An 18,320-nucleotide genomic window follows, 5' to 3' on the forward strand; every position below is an offset into this window, starting at 1 on the left:
TTGAGAAGAGAGCAACACTTTAGCATAGGCCCGCGTGGGCGCAGAGATCAAGCGCTGAGCTGTTTTCCTCCTGCAAGAGGGGTGCCCCATGGTATATTTCGGGCATCAGTTTTCCCCTTATCGACACGGTGCACGCAAACAACATTCTTTCCTTGCTGGACGCCGAGCATATTGCGCTGGGCAGCATCGCGGCCGGTGCCGACCTGGCTCATGCATTGGAGCATTTGTTGCTGGCGCTGCAAGACCTGGCCGAGGGCGGCGCGCATGCCTGCCTCGTGCTCATCGACGAAGCCGACCGCTTTTGCGGCCTGTCCGCGCCCAGCCTGCCGCAAGACCTGTGCCTGGCCCTGCGCCACGGCGGCGACCAGCCATCCCCGTTCGGCACGGCGGCCTTTTCCGGCGCGCCCGTGTATTGCGGCGACATCACGCGTGACGTGAACTGGAGTGCCGGACGCAAGGAAGCCATGCTGCACGGCTACCGCGCCTGCTGGGTCGCCCCCGTCTTTGGCGCCAAGGGACATATCCTCGGCGTGCTGGGCCTGTTTTTCCAGGCGCCATGCCATCCCACGCAACCCGAGACCGAATTGCTGGCGCTGGCCGCGCGCGTGGCCGCGCATGTCATCGAGCGGGGCCAGCTGGAACAATCGCTGCACGACAGCCGCGAACATTTTCATTACGCCATAGAACTGAACACGCAAGTGCTGTGGACGGCCGACGTCGACGGCAAGCTCGATTATGTGGCGCAGCGCTGGCGCGAATGGACGGGCGGCAGCGGCCTGGGCACCAGCTGGCTGGACGCCATCCACCCCGAGGACGTGCCCCATTCCCTGGCGGCCTGGAGCGAAGCCGTGGGCAGCGGCCAGCCTTTCGACCAGGAAATGCGCGTGCGCCGGCAAGACGGCCGCTACCGCTGGATGCACTCGCGCGCCTACTGCCGCCAAGACGAGCGCGGCCAGCCCGCGAAATGGTATGGCTCGTGCGAGGATATCGACGAACACTGGCAGGCGCGCAACGCCTTGCTCGACAGCGAAGCGCAGTTCCGTTCGCTCGCTTCCACCATGCCCAACCAGGCCTGGCTGGCGCATGGCAGCGGCGCTACCTACTGGGTCAACGAGCAGGTCTGCGAATACACGGGACAGTCGCTGAAGTCGCTCGTCACCAGCGGTTTTCGCCACTGCGTGCATCCGGACGACGTGCAGGCCACGCAAAAGAGCTGGGAACGGGCCGTCGCCACCGCCAGCGCCTACGAACACGAATTCCGCATGCGCCGCGCCAGCGACGGCGCCTACCGCTGGTTCCTGGCGCGCGCCTTGCCCCTGTTCGACGAGGCGGGCACGGTGCTGCGCTGGGTGGGCACGAATACGGACGTGCAGGAACAGAAGAACGTGCTGGAAAAGATGGCTTACCTGAATTCCTCGCTGGAAGTGGAAATGGCCAACCGCACGGCCGACCGCGACCGCATGTGGCGGCTGTCGACCGATATCATGCTGGTGGCGGACCTGGCCGGCATGATCATCGCCGTCAATCCCGCCTGGAGCAAGATCCTCGACCGGCCGGAAATCGAGTCGCTGGGCATGGATTTCATCAGCCTCGTGCATCCCGACGACCGCATGGCGGCCTTGAAGGACTTGTCGCGCCTGGCCCACGGCGCGCCCACCTTGCGCATGGAAAACCGCTACCGGCGCCGCGATGGCGGCTACCGCTGGATTTCCTGGACGGCCGTGCCGGCGCAAAAGCTGATCCATGCCATCGGCCGCGACGTCACGGACGAGAAGGAGGCGCGGCTGGCACTGGTGCGCAGCGAGCAAGCTTTATTGCAGGCACAGAAGCTGGAATCGATCGGCAAGCTGACGGGCGGCGTGGCCCACGATTTCAATAACGTGCTGCAAATTATCTCGGGCAATTTGCAGTTGCTGAAACTGACCGTGGCCGACAATCCGCAGGCGGCCAGGCGCCTCGCTTCGGCCGCCTCGGCCGTCGAGCGGGGCGCCAAGCTGTCGTCGCAGCTGCTGGCCTTTGCGCGGCGTCAACCTTTGCGGCCGCTGGTGACGGACCTGGGGCGCTTGCTGCGCCGCATGCATGAGCTGATCCGCCGCGCCCTGGGCGAAGCGATTGCCGAGGAAACCTTCATCAGCGAAGGCTTGTGGCATACCCTGGTCGACCCGAACCAGATGGAAAACGTGCTGCTGAACATGGCCATCAACGCGCGCGACGCGATGGACAAGGGCGGGCGCCTCACTTTTACCTTGAGCAATGTCACGCTCGATGCGGACTACGCCAGCCTGCATGCCGACGTGCTGGAAGGGCAATACGTGCTGCTGACCATCACCGACACGGGCCACGGCATGACGCGCGACGTGATCGACCAGATCTTCGAGCCCTTCTTCACCACCAAGCGCGAAGGCGAGGGCACGGGCCTGGGCCTGTCCATGGCCTACGGCTTCATCCGCCAGAGCGCGGGCCACATCAAGGTGCACAGCGCGCCGGGCGCGGGCACGACGTTCAAGATTTATCTGCCCCGTTCGCTGGAAACGCTGGCCGAGCCGCCGCCGGGCCTGACGGGCCCCGTGCTGGGCGGCAGCGAGACCATCCTCGTGGTGGAAGACGATGCTCCAGTGCAACATACGGTGGTCGACATGCTGCGCGGTCTCGGTTACGACGTGCTGCATGCGGATGACGGCGCCTCGGCCCTGGCCCTGCTGGGCACGGGCGTGGCCATCGACCTGCTGTTTACGGACGTCGTCATGCCGGGGCCCGTCAGCAGCAAGGAACTGGCGCAGCAAGCCAGGCTGCTGCTGCCGGAACTTGCCGTCCTGTTTACTTCGGGCTATACGCACAACGCCATCATGCAGGGCGGGCGGCTGGATCCGGGCGTCGAATTGTTGAGCAAACCCTATCAGCGCGAAGACCTGGCGCGGCGCATCCGCCACGTGCTGGCCGACCGCCGCCTGGTGGGCGCACCGGACCCGTCCGGGCGGCGCATCCTGCTGGTGGAAGACAATGACGATGCGCGCGAAATGACGACGGAAATGCTCAATATGCTGGGCCACACCGTGCACGGCGTGTCCAGCGCCGAGGAAGCCTTGCCCCTGCTGGCCTTGCCGGGCCTGGACGTGCTGGTAACGGACATCAGCCTGCCCACCATGTCCGGCCTGGAACTGGCGCGCCATGCGCGCGCGCATTGGCCGCAGCTGGACGTGGTATTTGCTTCCGGGCATGATTGGGGCGCCAGCCTGATGCAGGACGCCAGCGCGCGCTTCCTGCGCAAGCCGTTTGGCCTGGAAGAGCTGGCCGGCGCACTGAAGGCGCGCCGGCTCGACGTTTACTAGCCTGTCGGCAGCAAGGCTTGCTGCAATTGCTCGACGGTAAATGGTTTCACCAGGAAGCGCGCTTGCGGGTCCAGCACGCCGGAATTGGCCGGCGCGTGGCCCGTGGAAAACACCACTTCCAGCCGCGGATGGTCGCGCGCCGCCAGTTCGGCCAGCTCGGCGCCCGACATGCGCGGCAGGCTGATATCGGTCAGCAGCAGGTCCAGCCCCGGCGTGTCCAGCAGGGGCAAGGCTTCCTCGGCCGTGCCCACGGCCAGTACCGTGTGCCCCAGCATGGACAGCAGGTCGCCCGTCATGGCGCGCGCGTCCGCATTGTCTTCCACCAGAAGGATATGGCGGCCTGCCGGCAGTGGCGGCGCAGGCTGCGGCGCCAGCTGCGCGCGGTACTGGTGCAGGGCCGTCACGTGGCGGCCATTCGCCAGCAAGTGGCGGATGCGCCGCGCCAGGTCTTCGCGCCGGTATGGCTTGCTCAACAATTCCACGCCCGGTTCCAGCCGCCCGCCCTGCATGATGGCGTCCTGCGTATAGCCCGAGGTGAACAGCACGGCCAGCTGCGGCAGCAGCACGCGCGCCTGGCGCGCCAGCGCCGTGCTGGCGACCTTGCCTGGCATCACCACGTCCGTAAACAACAGGTCGATGGGCACGCCGCTGCCGATGATGGCCAGCGCGCTTTCGCCATCGCTGGCGCGCAGCACGGCATAGCCGAGGCCGCGCAACATGTCCACCACCGTCGTCTGCACCTGCACGTCGTCTTCCACGACGAGGATGGTTTCCTTGCCGCCCAGCACGGGGCCGCCCAGTTGCAGCGGCAGTTCCGTTTCCGCTTCGAGCGAGCGCGGCAGATAGATGCGGAAGGTGCTGCCATGGCCAGGCAGGCTGTCCACCGTCAGGTGGCCGCCGCTCTGGCGCAGGAAGCCGTACGCCATGCTCAAACCCAGGCCCGTGCCTTCGCCTTCTTTCTTGGTCGTGAAGAACGGCTCGAAAATCTTGTCCAGCAGTTCCGCGGGAATGCCCGTGCCCGTGTCCGACACGGCCAGCTGCACGTAGTCGCCGGGCGCCACGTCCGCGTGGCGCGCCGCGTAGTCGCTGCCCAGCACGCAGTTGCTGAGTTCGATGGTCAGCTGGCCCTGGCCCTCCATGGCGTCGCGCGCGTTGATGGCCAGGTTGAGGATGACATTTTCCAGCTGGTGCGGATCGACCAGGGCGCGCCAGCAGTCGTCGGCCAGCAGCAAGCGCGTCTCGATGGTTTCGCCGGTGGCGCGCCGCAGCAGCTCTTCCGTCGCGCGCAGCAGTTGCGCCAGGTCCGTCACCAGCGGTTTTAATGGTTGACGCCGCGCAAAGGCCAGCAACTGGGCCGACAGCTTGGCGCCCCGTTCCACGGCGGCCGAGGCGCTGGCGATGCGCTTGGCGGCCAGCGGGTCGTTGTCCAGGCCCAGCTGCAGCAATTGCAAATTGCCCGAGATAATTTGCAGCACGTTATTGAAGTCGTGGGCCACGCCGCCCGTCAGCTTGCCCAGCGCTTCGAGCTTTTGCGATTGCAGCAGGGCCATCTCGCTGTGGCGCAACGATTCCTGCATGCGGCGCAAGGTATTCTGCGCTTCCTTTTCCAGGGTGACGTGGCGTCCGGTGGCAAACACCAGGTCGCCTTCGATTGCCGCCACCCACGACAGCCAGCGGTGGCCGCCGTCGCGGTGCCGGTAGCGGTTTTCAAAGCTGGGCATGGACTCCTTGCCCACTTGCAGCAAGGCCTCGCGCGTGGCGGCGGCATCCTCGGGCAGCACGAAGTCGAAGATGCTGCGGCCCAGCATTTCCTCGGGCAGCCAGCCCAGGATGGCGCCGGCGGCCGGGTTGACGGCGGCAAAGCAGCCTTCGGCATCGATGGCCACCATCAGGTCTTGCGCGCTGCGCCATAGCCGCTCGCGCTCGCTGTTGCGCGCGGCCAGGTCCGCTTCCAGCTTCTTTTCCACGGTGATGTCGCGCGCGCTGCAATACACCTTGTCGCCTTCGGGCACGGCCACCCACGACAGCCAGTGCCAGCCGCCCAGCTTGTGGCGGTAGCGGTTTTCGAAGCGCAAGGCGGGCTGGCCCTGGTTGGCCGCATCCCAGGCCGCATGGGTGCGCGGCAAGTCGTCCGGATGGATCAGTTCGAGGAATTTCGTCGTGCGGATTTCCTCTGCCGACCAGCCCAGGGTGGCTTGCCAGGCGGGGTTCGAATGCTCGAAATAGCCGTCGAGGTTGAGCACGCCCAGCAAGTCGGGGCTGACGTTCCAGGTGCGGCCGAATTCGCGCGTGCGCTCGGCCACCTGCGTTTCCATGCTGGCACTGAGGGCGCGCAGGCGCGCTTCTGCCTGGGCCCGCAAAATGGTCGACCAGACCCGCTCCGACACTTGCACGGCCAGTTCGATCTCGTCCGCATGCCACAGGCGGGCCGCGCGGCTGTGCACGACGAACAGGGCCGCCAGCTGGCCATCCTTGGCAATGGGAATGTTCAGGAAGGCACGGATGCCCAGGCGCGCAAACGTGGCTTGCGCGGCGGGCTGGGCCGTGCGCGGGTCATTCATCACGTCGCTGACGGCCAGCGCCTGGCCCGCGGCAAGCGCCTCGGCCAGGCCTGCCGCGCAATCGCCGAGGAAATATTCGCCGGCGGCGCCCGGCGCCAGGCCGTCGCTCCACGCATGCTGCAGGGTGGGGCACTGCAGGGCCTGGTCAATATCGAAACACGCCACTTGCTGGGCGCCCAGGCGCTGGCCCAGCAGCTGGGCCGACAGGGCGAGGATCTCGCCCGTGTCTTGCAGCAGGCGCAGCCGGCGTTCCAGTTGCAGCAGGAAGGCCACGCCGCTGGCGCCGGCCTGGCTGCTGGTGGCAGGAGTGCTGTTCATGGGGGCCTCAGCTGCCGGCCAGCGGCAGGGTGACGCTGAACAGGGCGCCATTGCCGGGCTGGCTTTGCAGGGTGATGGCGCCGCCGTGCGCATCGACCAGCTGCTTGGTGATGAACAGGCCCAGGCCAAGGCCGCCCGTGCGGTCCTGGTGGATGACGCGCTCGAAGGCGTCGAAGATGCGTTCCTGGTCGCGCGCATTGATGCCGATACCATGGTCGCGCACTTCGATGACGGCGCTGTTCTGCGTGTGCGCCAGGCTGATTTCCACGGGCTGGCCCTGGCCGTAGCGCACGGCATTGCTGATCAGGTTGACAACGATCTGCTCGACGCGGAAGGCGTCCCAGTAACCCTGGATGGGTTCGAAGGCCAGCACTTCCAGCACGCTGCCGGCGGCCGCCGCATACGGTACCAGGTCGTCCGCCACGCGGCGCACCAGGCTGGTCAGGTCGACGGCTTCGCGGCGGATCGACAGCTTGCCGCTGGTGATGCGCGACACGTCGAGCATGTCGTCGATCAGGCGCACCATGCTGCGGATTTGCCGCCCGTCGCGCGCCACCATCTTGCCCAGCTTTTCCGGTTCGAAGGCGGCCAGGTTGCCCCGTTCCAGGTTGACGGTGCGCATCTGCGTTTCCAGGAACAGCGTATTCAGCGGCGTGCGCAGTTCGTGCGCCACCATGGACATGAATTCGTCGCGCAGCCGTAGCGAGCGCTGCAGTTCCGCCTGGGTGGCGCGCAATTCCTTCAGCAGCGCTTCCTGCTGCTGGCGGCTGTGCTCGAGCGCCTGCACCTGGCGCCGCGTTTCGCTGCGCTGCTGGTGCAGGGCAACGAAGACATTGACCTTGCTTTGCACGGCATTGATGTCGAGCGGCTTGTGCAGGAAATCGACGGCGCCGCTCTCATAGCCCTGGAAGGCGAAATTCATTTCCTTGCCGGCCGCCGTGACGAAGACGATGGGGATGTGGCGCGTCTTTTCCGTGCCGCGCATCAATTGCGCCAGCTCAAAGCCATCCATTTCCGGCATTTGCACGTCGAGGATGGCCAGCGCGAAATCGTGTTCCAGCAGCAGGGCCAGCGCTTCTTCGCCCGAGGATGCCTGGTAGACGCTGCGGTCGCTCTCGCGTATCAACGCATTGAGCGCGCGCAAGTTTTCCGGCAAGTCGTCGACGATCAGCAGTTTGGTGCTTGTTTCATTCATCATGTTTCATTCCTGGCATGGCTTTGCCGTCCAGCGTAGTGGGAAGCGGCGTGCGACGGCGCACGCTTGCGGTAGAGCTTTTCGGGACCCGGCAATGGCTCGAATTCGGCGGCAAAGCGGGTGAAATGCGTGCTTTCCTTGCTGCCCAGGCCCAGGAAACCCCGGTGGCACAGCGAGTCGTGGAACAGGCCCAGGGCCCGCTCCTGCAAGGTTTTGTTGAAGTAAATCAGCACGTTACGGCAGCAAATCAATTGCGTTTCGATAAAAACACTGTCCGTGGACAGGCTGTGGTCGGCAAAGTTGATCCTATCGAGCAGGCGCTGCTGGAAGCGCGCTGTCGCATGCTCGGCCGTGTAATAGTCGGCCAGCTGGCCCAGGCCGCCCGCGGCCAGGTAGTTGGCGCCGTACTCATCGAGCCGGTGCAGCGGATACACGCCGCGCGCGGCCGTGGACAGCGCTTGCGGATTGATGTCCGTGGCGTAAATCGTGCTGCGTTCGAGCAAGCCTTCCTCGTACAGCAGGATGGCCAGCGACAGCGCTTCTTCCCCCGTGCAGCAGCCGGCCACCCAGATGGTCGGCGACGGATAGGTTTTCAGCACGGGCACCACCTGTTCGCGCAAGGTGCGGAAAAACGCCGGGTCGCGGAACATTTGCGTGACGGGCACGGTCAAAATCTGCAGCAGCTTGCCAAAGGCGGCGGCATCGTCCAGCACCAGCTGCTGCAAGGCGGGCAGGTCGGCGCAATGCAGGCGTTCGAGCGCCTGATGCAGGCGCCGCCGCTGCGAGGGTAAAGAGTAGTCGCGGAAGTCATAGCTGTAGCGCTGATAGATTGCCTCCATCAGCGCCTGCAGTTGCGCGTCCGTGGTGCGCTGGGACATCAGCGCCGCTCCCAGGCGTGGCGTGTCATCACATGCGTTCCATCTTCGGCATCCACACGCGCAGCAGCGAATACAAACGGTCCAGGTCGATCGGCTTGGCCAGGTAGTCGGATGCGCCCGCCTGCAGGCATTCTTCCTGGTCATTTTTCATGGCCTTGGCCGTGATGGCGATGATGGGCAGCTTGTTGTAGCGGCCATCGGCGCGGATCAAGCGCGTCGCTTCCAGGCCATCCATGCCCGGCATCATGACATCCATCAATACGAGGTCGATATCGTCCACGCTGTTGAGCTTGCTGATGGCTTCGAAGCCGTTGCGGCCGATTTCCACCACCACGCCTTTCTGTTCCAGCGCATTCGTCAGGGCAAAGATATTGCGCACGTCGTCGTCCACCAGCAAGATCTTGCGCCCTTCGAATACGCGCTCGCGGCTGCGCACCTGTTGCAGCATGCCCTGGCGCTCGCTCGACAGTTCCGACTCCACCTTGTGCAGGAAGAGGGTGACTTCGTCCAGCAGGCGTTCGGGCGAACGGGCCCCCTTGATGATGATGGAGCGCGAATACTTCATCAGGTCCGCTTCTTCTTCGCGGCTCAGGTTGCGGCCCGTGTAGACGATGACGGGCGGGAACGAGCACAGCTCTTCATGCTCCATGCGTTCGAGCAATTCGTTGCCCTGGATATCGGGCAGCTTCAAGTCGATGATCATGCAGTCGAAAATCTGTGTTTTCAGCAATTCCAGCGCCTGCTCGCCCAGGGCCACGGCCGTGATTTCCACGTCGTCGTCGCTGATCAGGTGGACCACGCTTTCGCGCTGGCGTTCGTCGTCCTCGACCAGCAGGATGCGCTTCATCTGTTGCGTGAATTTCGATTCGAGCTTGCGGAACACTTCCTTCAGCTGCTCGCGCGTGCGCGGCTTGGTGGCGTAGCCGATGGCGCCCAGTTGCATGGCTTCCTGCATCTGGTCGTTGCCGGAGACGATGTGCACGGGAATGTGGCGCGTCAGCGGGTTTTCCTTGAGCTGCTGCAAGACCAGCAAGCCAGGGCGGTCCGGCAAGCCCATGTCGAGCAGGATGGCGTCGGGCAGGAATTCTTGCGCCAGGCGCAAGCCTTCGTCGGCGCCGTGCGCCACCAGGCAGCGGTATTGCATTTCATGCGCGAGGTCGAACAGGATGCCCGCGAACGACGGTTCATCCTCGATCACCAGCACGGAACGCTGGCCGGTCTTGGCCGCGGGCACGCTATTCCTGTCATCCTCGAAGGTGGGCAGGGGCACGGGCTTGGCGGCAGGCGCCGCCTTGGGTGCGGCGGCCGCGATTCTGGCGGGGGCCTGCGGCGCGGCGGCGGGCACGGTGGCCGCTTCCGCCGCGCGTTCCGGCATGACGGCCGGCAACACGAGGGTGAACGTGCTGCCCTGGCCGGGCGTGCTGGCCAGCTCGATGCTGCCACCGAGCAAGGCTGCCAGGTCGCGCGAAATCGACAGGCCCAGGCCCGTGCCGCCGTAGCGGCGGCTGGTGGTGCCGTCGGCCTGGTGGAAGGCGTCGAAAATCTTGTGCTGCTGGTCGCCGGCGATGCCGATGCCCGTATCCTGCACCTGGAAGCGCACCTGGCCGGCCGCAGCGGTGCTCACGTGCAGGGATACGCTGCCCGTATCGGTAAACTTGATGGCGTTCGACAGCAGGTTTTTCAGGATTTGCTCCAGGCGCTGGCGGTCGCTGACGAACGATGGCGGGGAGTCCGGCGCCACCTTGACGTCTAAGACGAGTTTCTTTTGCTGCGCCTGGGCGCCGAACAGCATCTTCATGCTGCTGAGCAGCTCGTCGAAGGGCACGGCTTCCGGCGTCAATTCCAGCTTGCCCGCCTCGACCTTGGAAATGTCGAGGATATCGTTGATGAGGGTCAATAAATCGTTGCCGGCCGAATAGATGGTTTGCGCAAACGTCACTTGCTCCGGCGTCAGGTTGCCGCTGGTATTGTCCGACAGCAGCTTCGACAGGATGAGCGAACTGTTCAACGGCGTGCGCAGTTCGTGCGACATGTTCGCCAGGAATTCGGATTTATAGCGGCTGGCCCGCTGCAGCTCTTCGGCGCGGGCTTCCAGCTGTGCATGGGCTTCGCCGATGGCCATGTTTTTCTGGTCCAGCGACAGCGCCTGCACGGCCAGCTGCTCGTTCGACTGTTCCAGTGCCGCCTTTTGCTCTTCCAGGTGGGCTTGCGACTGTTCCAGCACGCGCGACTGCTCGCCCAGCTCTTCATTGGCCGTGCGCAATTCTTCCTGCTGCACTTCCAGTTCTTCATTCAATTGTTGGGTTTCTTCCAGCACATTTTGCAGGCGCTGGCGGTACAGGGCCGCTTCCAGCGACGTGCCGACATTCGCGGCAATCAGGTTCAGCCATTCCTTGGCGCGGGCACTGACGGGGTGTGTAAAGCCCAGTTCGATGACGCCGTTGACGACGCCTTCGTTGTTGACGGGCGTCAAGACCAGTTCCAGCGGCGTGCCGTGGCCCAGGCTCGATGTCACGGTCAGGTAATTCTCGGGCACTTGCTGCACATGCTTGAGGCGCTTTTCGCGCGCCGTCTCGCCCACCAGGCCTTCGCCCAGCTTGAAGACGGGCTTGTCCTTGACGCCCTGGTCGCTGAAGCCGTACACGGCCGTGCGGCGCAGGCTGCCATCGTCGTCGACGACGTACAGGGTGGCGACGGCCACGTCGAGGCGGTGAGCGAGGAAGTCCAGCACGTGCCGTCCCAGCTGCGGCAGGCCCAGCTGGCCGCTCGTGTGGGCCGCCAGTTCCGTCTGCCCAGTGCGCAGCCACGCCTGCTCCTGCAGCACGTCGTTATCCTTGCCGCGCTGCTCGAGCGCATCGTTGTAGATGTCGGACAGGCGCAGCAGTTCGCGCCGTCCCAGGTAGGCGAGCAAGCCCGACAATCCCAGGCTAAGGATGAGGAAGACCACCACGGCCAGCATGGTGCGGCTCTCGGCCGTGTCGGCCCGTTCCTGGCGCAGTCGCTGCTCCATGGACAGGAAGGCGAGGAATTCGCGGCGGATTTCGTCAAATTCCAGCTTGCCTTCGCCCTGGCGCACGCGCGCGAGGAATTCCTGGTTGCTGCGGCGCTGGGCGATCACGCCTTCGGCATAATCGAGCCATTGGCCTTGCAGCGCACGGATGCGGCGCAGCCGGTCGACCTGGATGGGACTGTCGGACACCAGTTCCAGCAGCGTGTTCATTTCGACGGCGATCTTTGCCTTGCCTGATTTATATGGCGCCAAAAACGTTTCGTCGCCCGTCAGCAAGTAGCCGCGCATGCCCGTTTCCAGGTCGACGGACAATTTCATGACTTCGTTCGCATTGCCGATCACCCGTTCGGAATGCTCGACCGAGCGCAGGGCCGACAGCAGGTAGGCGATCAGGGCGACGAACACGAGGGCCGTGATGACCCCGATGACCAGCGGCAAGGTGACGTTGCGGGCGAGGATGCGGCGAAAGCTGAAGGAATCGATCGGGGTCTTGGTATTCATCATGTCCGTGTAAGGCTGTCGCGAAAGAATCAATTTTAATTGAAATGCAAGTTTTCTGGTGGTCAAGCATGGCGTGCGCTAGCATAACAGTCTTGTGCCCAATTGCCGACTCGCACGCCTGTGCAAGGCGAGGCAACGCACAGATCAAAGTGGCGGGAAAATCAAGCTGGCCACGATTGAGGCAGATCAAAGAGATTGGCTGTTGTCATCCTAAGATGCAGGAGGTGGCGGCGTCCTTGCGGGCGGCCGCCGTGTGCAAGCCAGCCCATGCAGGAGGACATCATGGCCAATCATTTGATCCACCGCGATCCGCAGCACCCGCTGGGACGTTTCGACCCCTTCAGCGACATGGAAGAATTCATGCGCGACTTTTTCGCGCCCGCCTTGCATGTGCGCGACGTGGGCAATGGGCGCATGCGTGTCGACATTGCCGAAACCGAACAAGCCTATCTGTTGCAGGCGGACATTCCAGGCGTGAATAAAGACGATATCCAGGTGTCCATCGATGGCAACCGCGTCTCCATCAGCGCCGAACTCAAGAATGAAAGGGTGACGCGCGACGGCGGCGGCAAGGTCGTGCGCAGCGAACGCGAGTACGGCCAGCAATACCGCAGCTTCGTGCTGCAGCATGAGGTGGACGAGGCCGGTGCGCAGGCCCGCTATGAAAATGGCGTGTTGCTGCTGGACTTGCCGAAGAAGGAAGGCACGGGCGGGCGGCAATTGGCGATACAGTAAGCGTGGCCAGGAAGCGTGGCGTCAAGCTGGCGCGGGGATGAAAAAACGCCGGACGGAGCCGGCGTTTTTCAGTGCTGTGCGTACTGCACACTATATATATGTCAGTCGCGGATTTCCAGCGCCCGGTTCAGGCTCAGGGCGGCCAGCGAGGCGACGGCGCCCGACAGCAGGTAGAAGCTGACGTAGGCGAGGCCGAAGTTGGCTGACAGGCCCAGCGCCACCAGCGGAGCGAAGCCGGCGCCGACCAGCCAGGCCAGGTCGGACGTCAGGGCCGCGCCCGTATAGCGGAAGCGGGCAGGGAAGTTGGCCGTCACGGCGCCGGCTGCCTGGCCGTAGGACAAGCCCAGCAGGCTGAAGCCCACGAGGATGAACACGTCCTGGCCCGTATTGCCGCCGCCCATCAGGGTCGGCACGAAGGCGCTGAAGATGGCGATCAGCACGGCCAGCACGCCCAAGGTGGTGCGGCGGCCCACTTTATCGGCCAGCAAGCCGGAAATCACCACGCCGACGGCGGCCAGCACGGCGCCCAGCATCTGGATTTGCAGGAAGTCCGGCGCGGAGCGAGTCTGGTAGACGGAAATCCACGACAGCGGGAACACGGTCACCAGGTGGAACAGCGCATAGCTGGCCAGCGCGGCGAGGGCGCCGATCAGCACGTTGCGGCCCTGGCCGCGGCTCATTTCAAATACGCTCACGGGCTGCAGTTCGCGTTCGTCGAGCAGGCGCGCATATTCATTCGTCGACACCAGGCGCAGACGGGCAAACAGGGCGACCACGTTGATGGCGAAGGCGACATAGAAAGGATAACGCCAGCCCCAATCGAGGAAGTCTTCATCCGTCAGGGTGGTCAGCATGAACCAGAACAGGCCGGCGGCGATCAGGAAGCCGGCGGGCGCGCCCAGCTGGCCCAGCATGGCGTACCATCCCCGCTTGTTTTCCGGCGCGTTCAGGGCCAGCAGCGACGGCAATCCATCCCACGAACCGCCCAGGGCCACGCCCTGGCCGATGCGCAGCACGGACAGCCAGATGATGGCGGCAAAACCCAGGTGGGAATACGTGGGCAGGAAGGCGATGCCGGCCGTCGACACGCCCAGCAGGAAGAGGGCGAAGGTCAGCTTGGCGCTGCGCCCCATGCGGCGCTGGATCTCCATGAAGATCACGGTGCCGAACGGACGGGCGATGAAGGCGAACGAGAAAATCAGGAAGGCATATAAAGTCCCTTCCAGGCGCTCTTCGAATGGGAAGAAGACGCGCGGAAACACCAGCACCGAGGCGATGGCGTAGACAAAGAAGTCAAAGTATTCGGAAGCGCGGCCGATGATCACGCCGACGGCGATCTCACCGGGGTCGATATGCGATTCGACCGTGCCGGCCCCGCTTGCGTCGCGCAGGGAGTGAGGGGAAAAGTCGGCGGGTACATCCCCGCTGTGTATGCGCGTGCTGGACATGATGATCGTCTCCAATATAGTTTCGAGTTCGGCCAACGCGTAACATACCCCGGGTGTCTCACGCCCGGAGTAGGACTATTCAATAGATAGCTGTAGGAAAACTCCTCAACTACCGAGTGAAAATCCGAGCAAGGGGTAGGACAAAACGTCCAATTGCCAACGCGCTCCAGTGAGAATACAGTACCATATCTTCATCCCCTGTACTGGACTTTCCTGTATGTTTTCATTAAAAGTTCGTCGCGGACTGCTTCTTTTACCTCTCGCATTGTTGGCTGGTTGCAATACGGTGGTACTGAATCCGTCCGGAGACATCGCAGTTCAGCAAGGCAATCTGATTGTCATCTCGACATTGCTGATGCTGTTGATTATCGTTCCGGTAATCGCCCTGACCCTGCTTTTCGCATGGCGCTATAGAAAAAACAACACCGCGGCCAAATACGAGCCGGACTGGGACCACTCGACTCGCCTCGAGCTGATCATCTGGGGCGCGCCCCTGCTGATCATCATCGTGCTGGGCCTGCTGACCTGGATCAGCACCCACACCCTCGATCCTTATCGTCCGCTGAGCCGTATCGACGCCAACCGTCCGATTCCTGCCAGCCACAAGCCGATGATCGTCGAAGTCGTGGCGCTGGACTGGAAATGGCTGTTCATCTACCCGGAGCAAGGCATCGCTTCCGTGAATGAACTGTACGCGCCAGTCGATCGTCCGATCCGCTTCAAGATCACCGCGTCGTCCGTCATGAACTCGTTCTTCATCCCCGCACTGGCAGGTCAGATCTACGCCATGCCTGGCATGGAAACGCAGCTGAATGCCGTCATCAACAAGCCTGGCGTCTACAAGGGCTTTTCCGCCAACTACAGCGGTGCCGGTTTCTCGGGCATGCGCTTCAAGTTCCACGGCGTGAATGATGCGGACTTCGACAAATGGGTGGAATCGGCACGTGCCGGTGGCGGCGCGCTGAACCGCGACGACTACCTGTCGCTGGCCCAGCCTAGCGAACGCGACCCGGTCCGCCGCTACAGCGCCGTACCTAGCGATCTGTACAAGGCAATTCTGAACCGCACCATCGTTTCCGACGCCCTGTGCGTGACGCCGGTCGAGCCATACAAATTGACGATGGCAAATAGCCCGGTAGCGGCCGTAACGGCAGTAGTCGCTAGCGATGCAGTAGTTGAAAAGGGCGTTCAAGCCAAGTAACGACTGCATGAATCCCGCAGCGCATTGCGCTGCAGATACTGGCGCCGCTTGCCTGGCGCCTCCCTTTTTTCTCTGAGAGTAACAATGCTAGACCATATTGATCTGACGAAGCTTATATTCGGCCGTCTGACTTGGGATGCAATTCCATTTCACGAACCTATCCTGCTGGCGACCTTTGCAATGGTCGCCCTGGGCGGTATCGCACTCGTTGCGGCACTGACGTATTTCCGCGTCTGGGGTACCCTGTGGCGCGACTGGATTACCAGTATCGACCATAAAAAAATCGGTATCATGTACATGATCCTGGGCCTGGTCATGCTGCTGCGCGGCTTCGCCGACGCGCTCATGATGCGCACCCAGCAGGCAATCGCCTTTGGCGACAATGCCGGCTTCCTGCCACCGCATCACTACGACCAGATCTTCACCGCCCACGGCGTGATCATGATCTTCTTCGTCGCGATGCCTTTCGTGACGGGTCTGATGAACTACGTGGTGCCGCTGCAAATCGGCGCGCGCGACGTGGCTTTCCCTTTCCTTAACAACTTCAGCTTCTGGATGACCACCATGGGCGCCGCCCTGGTCATGGCTTCGCTGTTCGTCGGCGAATTCGCCCGCACGGGCTGGCTGGCGTATCCACCGCTGTCGGGCATCGTCGGCAGTCCGGACGTGGGGGTAGACTATTACATATGGTCCTTGCAGATTGCCGGGGTCGGGACGCTATTGTCCGGCGTCAACCTGATCGCCACCATCGTCAAGATGCGCGCGCCAGGCATGACCTGGATGAAAATGCCGGTCTTCACCTGGACCGCACTGTGCACCAACATCCTGATCGTCGCCGCCTTCCCGGTGCTGACGGCTGTATTGGCCATGCTGTCGCTGGACCGCGTTGCAGGCTTTAACTTCTTCACGACGGAACTGGGCGGCAACGCCATGATGTACGTCAACCTGATCTGGATCTGGGGTCACCCAGAGGTCTACATCCTGATCCTGCCGCTGTTCGGCGTGTTCTCGGAAGTCGTTGCCACCTTCAGCAGCAAGCGCCTGTTCGGCTACGCTTCGATGGTGTACGCCACCTGCGTCATCATGATCCTGTCGTACCTGGTATGGCTGCATCACTTCTTCACCATGGGTTCGGGCGCCAGCGTCAACTCCTTCTTCGGTATCACGACGATGATCATTTCGATCCCGACGGGCGCGAAGATCTTCAACTGGCTGTTTACCATGTACCGCGGCCGTATCCGCTTCGAACTGCCTATGCTGTGGACGATCGGCTTCATGGTCACCTTCACCATCGGCGGCATGACCGGCGTATTGCTGGCCGTACCTCCAGCGGACTTCGTGCTGCACAACAGCCTGTTCCTGATCGCCCACTTCCATAACGTGATTATCGGCGGCGTGGTCTTCGGTGTCTTCGCTGCGATCAACTACTGGTATCCGAAAGCCTTCGGTTACAAGCTCGACGCGTTCTGGGGCAAGTGCTCGTTCTGGTTCTGGTTCGTCGGCTTCTACCTGGCCTTCATGCCGCTGTACGTGCTGGGCCTGATGGGCGTGACCCGTCGTGTCAACCACTTTGAAGATCCATCGCTGCAAATCTGGACCATCATCGCCTGGTTTGGCGCCGTCTCGATCGCACTGGGCATCGCGTCCATGCTGATCCAGTTCTTCGTCAGCTACCGCAACCGTCACGCCCTGCGCGACGTGACCGGCGACCCATGGGGCGGCCGTACGCTGGAATGGTCGACGTCGTCGCCACCGCCAGACTATAATTTCGCCTTCACGCCGCAAGTGCATGAACTCGATGCATGGACCGACATGAAGAAACATGGTTACCAGCGTCCGACGTCCGGTTTCATGAAGATCCACATGCCGAAGAACACCTGGGCTGGTTTCGTGATCGCCGCACTGTCCGCACTGGTCGGTTTTGGCCTGATCTGGCAAATGTGGCTCGTCGCCAGCATTGGCTTCGTGATCATGATGGTCACCATCATCGTCCATACCTTTAACTACAAGCGCGATTACTACATTCCTGCGGAAGAAGTGGTCCGTACCGAAGACGCTTATACTAAATTGCTGAGCAGCCATGTCTGATACCATCGCCCATAACACCGGCGCCGCTGGCGCCGCACCAAGCCCGCGCAGCTACTTTGTGCGCGAGCACCACCCGGAAAACGGCAGCCTGCTGGGTTTCTGGCTCTACCTGATGAGCGATTGCCTGATCTTCGCCTGTCTGTTCGCCACGTACGCCGTGGTCGGCCGCAGCTACGCGGACGGCCCGACGGGCGCCGCGCTGTTCGACCTGCCGCTGGTGGCCGTCAACACGGCCATGCTGCTGTTGTCGTCGATCACCTACGGCTTCGCCATGCTGACCATGCAGCGCAAGCAATTGCGCAGCACCCTGGTCTGGCTGGGCATCACGGGCCTGTTCGGCCTGGCCTTCCTGTCGCTGGAAATGTATGAATTCATTCATCTGATCCACGAAGGCGCCGGTCCGCAGCGCAGCGCGTTCCTGTCGTCGTTCTTCGCCCTGGTCGGTACCCACGGCTTGCACGTGACGTTCGGCGTGATCTGGCTCGTGACCTTGATGTTCCAGTTGAACAAGCATGGTCTGACCCCGGAAAACGGCCGTCGCATGATGTGCCTGTCGCTGTTCTGGCATTTCCTGGACGTCATCTGGATCGGCGTCTTCACCTTTGTCTACCTGATGGGAGTGCTGCCATGAGCGACCACCACACACACGGCGATAGCCACCACCATGACAATCACGATCATGGCAGCCTGAAAAGCTATACCATCGGCTTCATCCTGTCGGTGATCCTGACGGCCATTCCGTTCTGGCTGGTGATGACGAAAGCCATCACCAACTCGGGCACCATGGGCCTGGTCCTGCTGGCGTTCGCGGCCGTTCAAGTCGTGGTACACATGGTGTACTTCCTGCACATGAACACCAAGTCCGAAGGCGGCTGGAACATGATGGCGCTGATCTTCACGATCATGATCGTGGGTATTGCCATGGCCGGTTCCCTGTGGGTCATGTACCACATGAACCACAACATGATGCCGGATCTGATGCCTGAGTACATGCATACGAAAACGGCTCCATGATGAGTAATACGCGCCCAAGCAACACCGGGCGCGCCCCTGGCG

Annotated in this window: 11 protein-coding genes; 6 read left to right on the forward strand and 5 right to left on the reverse strand. The window is 62.9% G+C overall.

Annotated elements, in window-relative coordinates; all coding sequences use genetic code 11:
- Positions 1-128: 128 nt before the first annotated feature.
- The gene (locus tag O0879_RS03935; RefSeq protein WP_289914736.1) at positions 129-3,329 is read left to right on the forward strand and encodes a PAS domain-containing protein; all 3,201 of its coding nucleotides are present in this window, start codon (positions 129-131) and stop codon (positions 3,327-3,329) included.
- Here the strand turns inward: O0879_RS03935 and O0879_RS03940 are convergent.
- The 4 genes from O0879_RS03940 to O0879_RS03955 are packed head-to-tail and all read right to left on the reverse strand — an operon-like array spanning position 3,326 to position 11,792.
- A complete protein-coding gene (locus O0879_RS03940; RefSeq protein WP_289914738.1) occupies positions 3,326-6,208 on the reverse strand; it encodes a PAS domain S-box protein in 2,883 nt (960 codons plus the stop codon). The genes O0879_RS03935 and O0879_RS03940 overlap by 4 nt on opposite strands.
- Before the next feature lie 7 nt (positions 6,209-6,215).
- Entirely contained in the window at positions 6,216-7,406 is a 1,191-nt protein-coding gene (locus O0879_RS03945) for a hybrid sensor histidine kinase/response regulator (protein WP_251348651.1), read from the reverse strand.
- A complete protein-coding gene (locus O0879_RS03950) occupies positions 7,403-8,281 on the reverse strand; it encodes a CheR family methyltransferase (protein ID WP_289914741.1) in 879 nt (292 codons plus the stop codon). The genes O0879_RS03945 and O0879_RS03950 overlap by 4 nt, the downstream gene beginning before the upstream one ends.
- 28 nt (positions 8,282-8,309) lie before the next feature.
- Positions 8,310-11,792, reverse strand: a complete 3,483-nt coding sequence (locus tag O0879_RS03955; protein ID WP_289916142.1) for a response regulator — start codon at positions 11,790-11,792, stop codon at positions 8,310-8,312.
- A gap of 282 nt (positions 11,793-12,074) precedes the next feature.
- Here O0879_RS03955 and O0879_RS03960 point away from each other — a divergent pair, with 282 nt between their 5' ends.
- Entirely contained in the window at positions 12,075-12,527 is a 453-nt protein-coding gene (locus O0879_RS03960; protein WP_289904919.1) for an Hsp20/alpha crystallin family protein, read from the forward strand.
- A gap of 101 nt (positions 12,528-12,628) precedes the next feature.
- Here O0879_RS03960 and O0879_RS03965 read toward each other — a convergent pair whose 3' ends face one another.
- Positions 12,629-13,975, reverse strand: a complete 1,347-nt coding sequence (locus tag O0879_RS03965; protein ID WP_099667920.1) for an MFS transporter — start codon at positions 13,973-13,975, stop codon at positions 12,629-12,631.
- Between the two features lie 217 nt (positions 13,976-14,192).
- Between O0879_RS03965 and cyoA the strand changes: the two genes are divergently transcribed.
- From cyoA to cyoD, 4 genes are all read left to right on the forward strand, one after another.
- Positions 14,193-15,176, forward strand: coding sequence for a ubiquinol oxidase subunit II (cyoA, locus tag O0879_RS03970; RefSeq protein ID WP_251348654.1), 984 nt, complete (start codon positions 14,193-14,195; stop codon positions 15,174-15,176).
- Between the two features lie 84 nt (positions 15,177-15,260).
- Entirely contained in the window at positions 15,261-17,264 is a 2,004-nt protein-coding gene (gene cyoB, locus O0879_RS03975) for a cytochrome o ubiquinol oxidase subunit I (protein ID WP_289914744.1), read from the forward strand.
- The gene (cyoC, locus tag O0879_RS03980; protein ID WP_289914745.1) at positions 17,257-17,895 is read left to right on the forward strand and encodes a cytochrome o ubiquinol oxidase subunit III; all 639 of its coding nucleotides are present in this window, start codon (positions 17,257-17,259) and stop codon (positions 17,893-17,895) included. Before cyoB ends, cyoC begins: the two co-directional genes overlap by 8 nt.
- Entirely contained in the window at positions 17,892-18,278 is a 387-nt protein-coding gene (cyoD, locus tag O0879_RS03985) for a cytochrome o ubiquinol oxidase subunit IV (protein ID WP_034748058.1), read from the forward strand. The genes cyoC and cyoD overlap by 4 nt, the downstream gene beginning before the upstream one ends.
- The last annotated feature ends 42 nt before the right edge of the window (positions 18,279-18,320 follow it).

The organism is Janthinobacterium sp. SUN120 (assembly GCF_030397735.1).
Lineage (GTDB): Bacteria > Pseudomonadota > Gammaproteobacteria > Burkholderiales > Burkholderiaceae_D > Janthinobacterium > Janthinobacterium kumbetense.